Source organism: Pseudomonas sp. RIT778 (assembly GCF_019718735.1).
In the GTDB taxonomy this organism is placed as follows: Bacteria; Pseudomonadota; Gammaproteobacteria; order Pseudomonadales; family Pseudomonadaceae; genus Aquipseudomonas; species Aquipseudomonas aphyarum.
In genome coordinates, this window is sequence record NZ_JAIHBA010000012.1 from 153,751 (window position 1) to 161,034 (window position 7,284).

The window sequence follows — 7,284 nt, forward strand, 5'->3', positions numbered from 1 at the left end:
TGATATGACCGACTCCAGTCCCGCCGCAAGCCCTTCGAGCTTGAAAATCTACTTCCGCCTGCTCGGCTATGTCCGGCCGTACATCAGTCTGTTCCTGATCAGCATCGTCGGTTTTCTGATTTTTGCCTCGACCCAGCCGATGCTCGGCTACATCCTCAAGTACTTTGTCGACGGTCTGTCCAATCCCGAGGCGGTGCTGTTTCCCACCGTGCCTTACCTGCGCGATCTGCAACTGTTGCAGGCCGTACCGCTGCTGATCATTCTGATCGCTGCGTGGCAGGGTCTGGGATCTTATCTGGGCAACTATTTCCTGGCCAAGGTTTCCCTGGGCCTGGTGCACGACCTGCGGGTGCAGTTGTTCAACAACCTGCTGGTCCTGCCCAACCGTTATTTCGACAAGCATAACTCCGGTCACCTGATTTCGCGTATCACCTTCAACGTGACGATGGTCACGGGGGCGGCAACAGATGCGATCAAGGTCGTAATCCGTGAAGGCATGACGGTGATCTTCCTGTTCGCCTCCCTGCTGTTCATGAACTGGAAGCTGACGCTGGTGATGGTCGCGATCCTGCCACTGATCGCCGTGATGGTGCGCACCGCCAGCAAGAAATTCCGCAAGCAGAGCAAGAAGATCCAGCTGGCCATGGGCGACGTCACCCACGTCGCCTCGGAAACCATCCAGGGCTATCGCGTGGTGCGCAGCTTCGGTGGTGAAGCTTACGAGGAGAAACGCTTTCTCGACGCCAGCCAGAGCAACACCGACAAGCAACTGCGCATGACTCGCACCGGCGCGATCTACACGCCGATGCTGCAACTGGTGATCTACAGCGCCATGGCGGTGCTGATGTTCCTGGTGCTGTTCCTGCGCGGTGACGCGTCGGCCGGTGACATGGTCGCCTATATCACTCTGGCCGGCCTGCTGCCCAAGCCGATCCGCCAGTTGTCCGAAGTCAGTTCGACCATCCAGAAGGGTGTGGCCGGTGCCGAAAGCATTTTCGAGCAACTGGACGTCGAGCCGGAAGTCGATACCGGCACGGTCGAGCGCGATTCGGTCAGCGGTCGCCTCGATGTGCGCAACCTGAGCTTCACCTACCCGGGCACCGAACGTCAGGTACTCGACGACATCAGCTTCTCGGCCGAGCCGGGGCAAATGGTGGCGCTGGTGGGGCGTTCGGGCAGCGGCAAGTCGACGCTTGCCAACCTGATCCCGCGCTTTTATCACCATGACAAGGGCGAGATCCTGATCGACGGCGTGGAAGTCGAGCAGTACAAGTTGCTCAACCTGCGCCGCCACATCGCCCAGGTGACCCAGCATGTCACGCTGTTCAGTGACACTGTGGCCAACAACATTGCTTACGGTGACCTGGCCGGGGCGCCGCGTGAAGACATCGAGAAAGCCGCGCGTGATGCGTATGCGATGGACTTCATTGCGCAGTTACCGGAAGGCCTCGACACCCAGGTCGGAGAGAACGGCGTGCTGCTTTCCGGTGGCCAGCGCCAGCGCCTGGCAATCGCACGCGCCTTGCTCAAGAACGCGCCGGTGCTGATCCTCGACGAGGCCACCTCGGCTCTCGACACCGAGTCCGAGCGGCACATCCAGGCCGCCCTGGATCAAGTGATGAAGGGCCGTACCACGCTGGTAATTGCTCACCGCCTGTCGACCATCGAGAAGGCCGATCTGATTCTGGTCATGGATCAGGGCCGGATCGTCGAGCGCGGCACTCACGACGACCTGCTGGCACAGAACGGCTACTACGCGCGTCTCAACGCCATGGGCCTCGACGCCCCGGCCGAAGACATCGCCTGATCCCGCCGAAAACCCCGGGCGCGCAATGCGCCCGGCGATTTGTATCCAGTCCTTTACCCTTCTTGACCAAACCGGCATAAAACCGGCCATCGCGCTTGTTAAGGTTCCTGAACGAACTCTGACTTCAAATCGAAGGGGCCATCCTCTTCGCGCGGGTGCTGGCATGCTGCAACGTTATCTCTGGAAATTGCTGCCCAAGCCGCAGCGGGCCTTTCTGCTGGGGCGCCTGTCGGTGGTCGACCGGCAAGTGGTGAACAAGTCGATGTCGGCCAGTCTGGCCTTTCCCGCTGCCTTCGAGCAGCGCGACTGTCTGTTTATCCACGTGCCCAAATGCGCCGGCAGCAGCTTGTGCGCGGCGATGTTCGACGGCTGGCGTCCCGGACACTTGCCGTTGTACTGGTACGAAGAGCAATTTCCCGAGCAATATGCCGCGGCCTACAAATTTGCCTTTGTGCGCGATCCGCTGGAGCGCGCCTATTCGGCTTACGCCTTTTTGCATGGCAACACCTTGGGCGGGCGCGATCACGCCGCTCAGCAGATGGTTCGGCAATATCGGGATTTCGACGATTTTGTCGCACGCTGGCTGCATCCGGAGACGATCTCGCGGCAGCTGCACTTTGCCGCACAGACCGACTTTCTCACCGATTCACTGGGTCATCTGGCCCTGGACTTCATCGGTTACCAGGAACATCTGGAACAGGATTTCAAACAGGTTTGCGACCGTTTGGGGATGGTTTGTCAGCTGCCGCACGTCAACAGCTCCCGCCAGCGCCAACCGCTGAAGGCGCGGGAGTTCTGCTCGGCGCGAACCCGTCGGCTGGTGCGTCGGGCCTATCAGCGCGACTACGAGTTGCTCGGTTATGAATGAAGCGCTGCACAGTCTGGTGACACGGCCTGCCATCAGCCCCTACAGCCTTGCGCTGTCCCGCCAGGCGCGAGCCGCGCTCAAGGGACAGCGGCCGCGTTGCCTGTGGCTGACCGGGTTGTCCGGCGCCGGCAAGTCGACCCTGGCCAATTCGCTGGAGCTGCATCTGCATCAATTCGGGTTGCACACCTTTCTGCTCGATGGCGACAACGTGCGCAATGGTCTGTGCCGGGACCTGGGCATGGACGATGCCGGTCGCCGGGAAAACATCCGGCGCATGGCGGAAGTCGCCCGGCTGATGGTTGATGCGGGGCTGATCGTCATCGTCGCGGCGATCTCGCCGTTTCGGGCCGAGCGGGATGCTGCGCGGCAACTGTTTGCCGAGGGCGACTTCATCGAAGTGCATGTGAGCACTTCGCTCACGGTGTGCGAGCGCCGTGATCCGAAAGGTTTGTATCAGGCGGTGCGCCAGGGTCGTATCCAGCATTTCACTGGCATCGACAGCCCTTACGAGGCGCCGTTGGCGGCGGAGTGCCGGATCGACACGGAAGCGGTCGAGCCGAGCGAGGCCTGTGAGCGGTTGGCGGCTTTTCTGCTTAAAAAATGAGCAAAAAAGCCAGCTGTTTCATCCTGTTGCAGCCGCCGCACAAGCCTTCGCCAACCCTGTGTTAATATCGCGCCCCTGTTCATTTTGTATGTGGGTTGCTCCATGAAGTTGTCCATGCCGCGATTCGATCAAGCCCCTGTCTTGGTGGTCGGCGATGTCATGCTCGACCGTTACTGGCATGGTGGTACCTCACGGATTTCCCCTGAGGCGCCGGTTCCTGTCGTTAAAGTCGAGCAAATCGAAGACCGCCCGGGCGGTGCCGCCAACGTTGCCTTGAACATTGCCGCGCTGGGTGCGCCGGCGTCGCTGGTCGGTGTGACCGGTGACGACGAAGCCGCCGACAGCCTGAGCAACAGCCTCAAGGGTGCGGGCGTGCGAGCCTTGTTCCAGCGCATCGCGCACCAGCCGACCATCGTCAAGCTGCGGGTCATGAGCCGGCACCAGCAATTGCTGCGTATCGACTTCGAAGAACCGTTCGCCACCGACGCACTGGCCCTCGGCGCGCAGGTCGATGATCTGCTCGAAGGCATCAAGGTGCTGGTGCTGTCCGACTACGGCAAAGGCGCCCTGAAAAACCATCAGGCGCTGATCCAGGCCGCGCGTGCCAAAGGCATTCCGGTGCTGGCCGACCCGAAGGGCAAGGATTTTTCGATCTACCGTGGCGCAAGCCTGATCACCCCGAACCTCAGCGAATTCGAGGCCATCGTCGGCGGCTGCGCCGATGAGCACGAGCTGGTGACCAAGGGCGCGACGCTGATGCACGACCTGGATCTCGGCGCACTGCTGGTGACCCGTGGCGAACACGGCATGACCCTGCTGCGTCCGGATCATCCGGCGCTGCATTTGCCTGCGCGGGCCCGTGAAGTGTTCGATGTGACCGGTGCCGGCGACACAGTGATTTCCACTCTGGCGGCTGCGATTGCCGCTGGCGAAGAACTGCCGCACGCGGTAGCGCTGGCCAACCTGGCGGCGGGCATCGTGGTCGGCAAGCTGGGTACCGCGGCGATCAGCGCCCCGGAACTGCGTCGCGCCATTCAGCGTGAAGAAGGTTCCGAGCGTGGCGTGCTGGGTCTGGAGCAACTGCTGCTGGCAGTCGCCGATGCCCGGGCGCACAATGAGAAGATCGTGTTCACCAACGGCTGCTTCGACATCCTGCACGCCGGCCACGTGACCTACCTCGAGCAGGCGCGGGCCCAGGGCGATCGCCTGATCGTCGCGATCAACGACGACGCCTCGGTCAGCCGCCTGAAAGGGCCGGGCCGGCCGATCAACAGCGTTGACCGGCGCATGGCGGTTCTCGCCGGTCTCGGTGCGGTGGACTGGGTGATCAGCTTCGCCGAGGGCACCCCGGAAAACCTGCTGCGCGAGGTCAAGCCGGACGTGCTGGTGAAGGGCGGCGATTACGGTATCGATCAAGTGGTCGGCGCCGATATCGTCAAAGCCTACGGTGGCACCGTTAAAGTGCTGGGGCTGGTGGAAAACAGCTCGACCACGGCGATTGTGGAAAAAATCCGCAAGTCCGAGTGATGCAAACATGAAGACCGCGCCTGCGACGACTCTCTGGAGTCACTCGCAGGCGCGGTCTTTTGCCGTTCAGGAGTTCACTTTCTTGCGCGGCACGATCTTCTTCAGCAGTTGCTTCGCCTTGCCGCGCAACCGTGCCAGCCCCGTGTCCTTGGGCGGCGGGGTCAAACCCTGCTGGCGCAGCCAGTCCTTCCAGCGAATCCGCTCATCGCGCACCAGCCAGCCGTCCTGCCGGGCGAAACTTTCCGCCAGGTACAGGCCGCGAGTGCCCGCCGGGTACAACTGACCTTTCTTCAGCGTGTACAGCTCGGGCAGCGGTTCGCTGTCCTGCAACGGCATCAAGTACAGATCGGGGCGTTTGCGGTCGAGCCGGGCGACCAGTTGATCGCCTTCCAGCCGTTCATCGACATGAAACAGGCTGAGGTTCTTGGCTTCCTTGGGCACGTCCAGCCGCAAGTCGTAGATCAATTGCAGCGACGCGGTCGGCAAATGCACGTAGGCCCTCGGCCGTTCGAGCAATTGCAGATTGGCGCAGCGCACCGGCCGGGCCGAACCGGACAGCGGCGTCAGGCGAAAGGGCAGGGCCTCGCGATAATGCAGCGCCGAGGCGTACGGCGCCGGCAGCCAGGTGTCGTTGAAGCGCCCGCCGAGCCAGCCTTCCGGGGTTTCCAGCAGGCACTCTTCGGCAATCTCCTGGATCGCCGTGTGCAGCGGAATGTTCAGCTCATGGGCTGGTACGTAACCGGAAATCAACTTGAGCACCACATCGCCGCGATCCTGCCGACGCTGGCGCACCAGCACCCAGTAATCGCGATTCTGCCAGTGCAGGGTCAGGCGTACCGAGACGCCGAGGTTGGCCAGCTCCAGCGCAAACCGCTCGGCGTCGGCCACGCTGACCGGTTTGCGCCGCTGCAGGGTCTGGGCGAAATTCAGCGGCATGCCCACGCTCTGGTAGGTCAGGCCTTCCGGCGTGGCTTCGACGAACAGCGGCAGCGTCTTGAAGTTGCTCGGGTTCTTTCTGATGAGCGTACGCGGCATGTCGGCTCCTGCTTAAGGCCGCGAGGCGGCGTCAGTGACCACGAAGGACCTGGGCAACGGTCGCAACGTTATGGGCGAGGTGCAGCGGATTGATTGTCCCGACGATGGCACTGGCCACGCCGGGCTGGGCGAACAGCAACTCGAAGCTGGCGCGTACCGGATCCACGCCGGGACTCAGGCACACATGACCGCTGGCCAGGGCCTTCTTCACCAGAATGGCTTTGCCGTGGGCAGCAGCATAGTCAATGACCGCCTTCTCGTTTTGTTCGTTCAGATTGTAGGTGACCATCGCGCAGTCGCCTTGCTCCAGTGCTTTGAGGCCACCGTCGACGGTTTTGCCGGAAAAGCCGAAGCCGCGAATCTTGCCCTCGGCCTTGAGTGCCGCGAGGGTTGCGTAGACTTCGCTGTCGTTGAGGATCGCCAGATCGTTACCGTCGGAGTGCACCAGCACCAGGTCGATAAAATCGGTTTCAAGACGTTGCAGGCTGCGCTCCACCGACATTCGTGTGTGAGCGGCGCTGAAGTCGTGGGTCGACTGGCCGTCGACAAATTCTTCGCCGACCTTGCTGACGATCACCCAGTCCTGACGCTGACCGCGCAGCAGCGGGCCGAGGCGTTCTTCGCTGCGGCCGTAGGCCGGGGCGGTGTCGATCAGATTGATACCCAGCTCCCGCGCCTGTTTGAGCAGCATGCGCGCGGCATCGTCGTCGGGGATCTGGAAGCCGTTGGGGTATTTCACGCCCTGGTCGCGACCGAGTTTGACGGTGCCCAGGCCCAGCGGCGAAACCAGCAGGCCGGTGCTGCCCAGCGGGCGATGCAGATCGTGCAGGGTCGGCAGGCTCATGGCAGCAGTTGCTCCCAGGCGGGAACGCCCATCGGTGGTTTTGGCAATTCTGGTAGCGGAGCCGAGTGGCTCGGCTGGATGCCGTCGCGTTGCAGGGACGCGATCACCCGGTCAGCGAAGTCCGGCGCCAGGGCCAGTTTGGTTGGCCAGCCCACCAGCAGGCGACCTTCTTCAGCGAGGAAGGCGTTGTCCGGACGGGTCAGGCCGGTTTGCAGTGGTTCGGCGCGATCGACGCGCAGGGTCGCCCATTGCACGGTGCTCAGGTCGATCCATGGCAATAGCTGACCGAGTTCTTTCTGGGCGGTGGCGATCTGTTCGGCCGGCTCACGGGCCACGCCTTCGGATTCGGCAATGTCGCCGCCCAGATACCAGACCCACTGACCGTCGGCGGCCGGGTGGGTGGTCACGGTGATGCGCGGCTTGGTGCCGCCACCGAGGCAGTGCGCGTACAGCGGCTTCAGGCCCGGGCCCTTGGCGATGATCATGTGCAGTGGCCGGCGTTGCATGGCCGGATGAGTCAGGCCCAAAGCAGTCAGCAGGTCGGCGGTACCGGCACCGGCACTGAGCACGATGCGCTGGGCGCAGATCTCGCGGCCATC

The 7,284-nt window shown here is 62.7% G+C and carries 6 protein-coding genes and 1 pseudogene; 4 read left to right on the top strand and 3 right to left on the bottom strand.

All coding sequences use genetic code 11. From position 1 onward, the window contains the following. Positions 1-4 precede the first annotated feature (4 nt). From msbA to hldE, 4 genes are all read left to right on the top strand, one after another. Complete coding sequence (gene msbA, locus K5E37_RS09775; RefSeq protein WP_221533692.1) at positions 5-1,807, top strand: lipid A export permease/ATP-binding protein MsbA; 1,803 nt, start codon at positions 5-7, stop codon at positions 1,805-1,807. Positions 1,808-1,970: 163 nt separating this feature from the next. Next, positions 1,971-2,675, top strand: coding sequence for a sulfotransferase family 2 domain-containing protein (locus tag K5E37_RS09780; RefSeq protein ID WP_007952246.1), 705 nt, complete (start codon positions 1,971-1,973; stop codon positions 2,673-2,675). Then, positions 2,668-3,279 carry an adenylyl-sulfate kinase gene (cysC, locus tag K5E37_RS09785; protein ID WP_007952244.1) on the top strand — a complete coding sequence of 204 codons (612 nt, stop codon included), beginning with the start codon at positions 2,668-2,670 and terminating at the stop codon, positions 3,277-3,279. The genes K5E37_RS09780 and cysC overlap by 8 nt, the downstream gene beginning before the upstream one ends. A gap of 102 nt (positions 3,280-3,381) precedes the next feature. After that, complete coding sequence (gene hldE / locus K5E37_RS09790) at positions 3,382-4,806, top strand: bifunctional D-glycero-beta-D-manno-heptose-7-phosphate kinase/D-glycero-beta-D-manno-heptose 1-phosphate adenylyltransferase HldE (protein ID WP_007952241.1); 1,425 nt, start codon at positions 3,382-3,384, stop codon at positions 4,804-4,806. Between the two features lie 66 nt (positions 4,807-4,872). On the opposite strand, the gene K5E37_RS09795 is transcribed toward hldE, so the two are convergent. From K5E37_RS09795 to K5E37_RS09805, 3 genes and pseudogenes are all read right to left on the bottom strand, one after another. Continuing rightward, a complete protein-coding gene (locus K5E37_RS09795) occupies positions 4,873-5,841 on the bottom strand; it encodes a metal ABC transporter ATPase (RefSeq protein WP_221533693.1) in 969 nt (322 codons plus the stop codon). A 31-nt stretch (positions 5,842-5,872) separates the two neighbouring features. Then, positions 5,873-6,685, bottom strand: coding sequence for an aldo/keto reductase (locus K5E37_RS09800; RefSeq protein ID WP_011332151.1), 813 nt, complete (start codon positions 6,683-6,685; stop codon positions 5,873-5,875). Then, positions 6,682-7,284: pseudogene (locus tag K5E37_RS09805) on the bottom strand (FAD-dependent oxidoreductase); the annotation flags it as partial. The pseudogene K5E37_RS09805 and the gene K5E37_RS09800, both read right to left, overlap by 4 nt.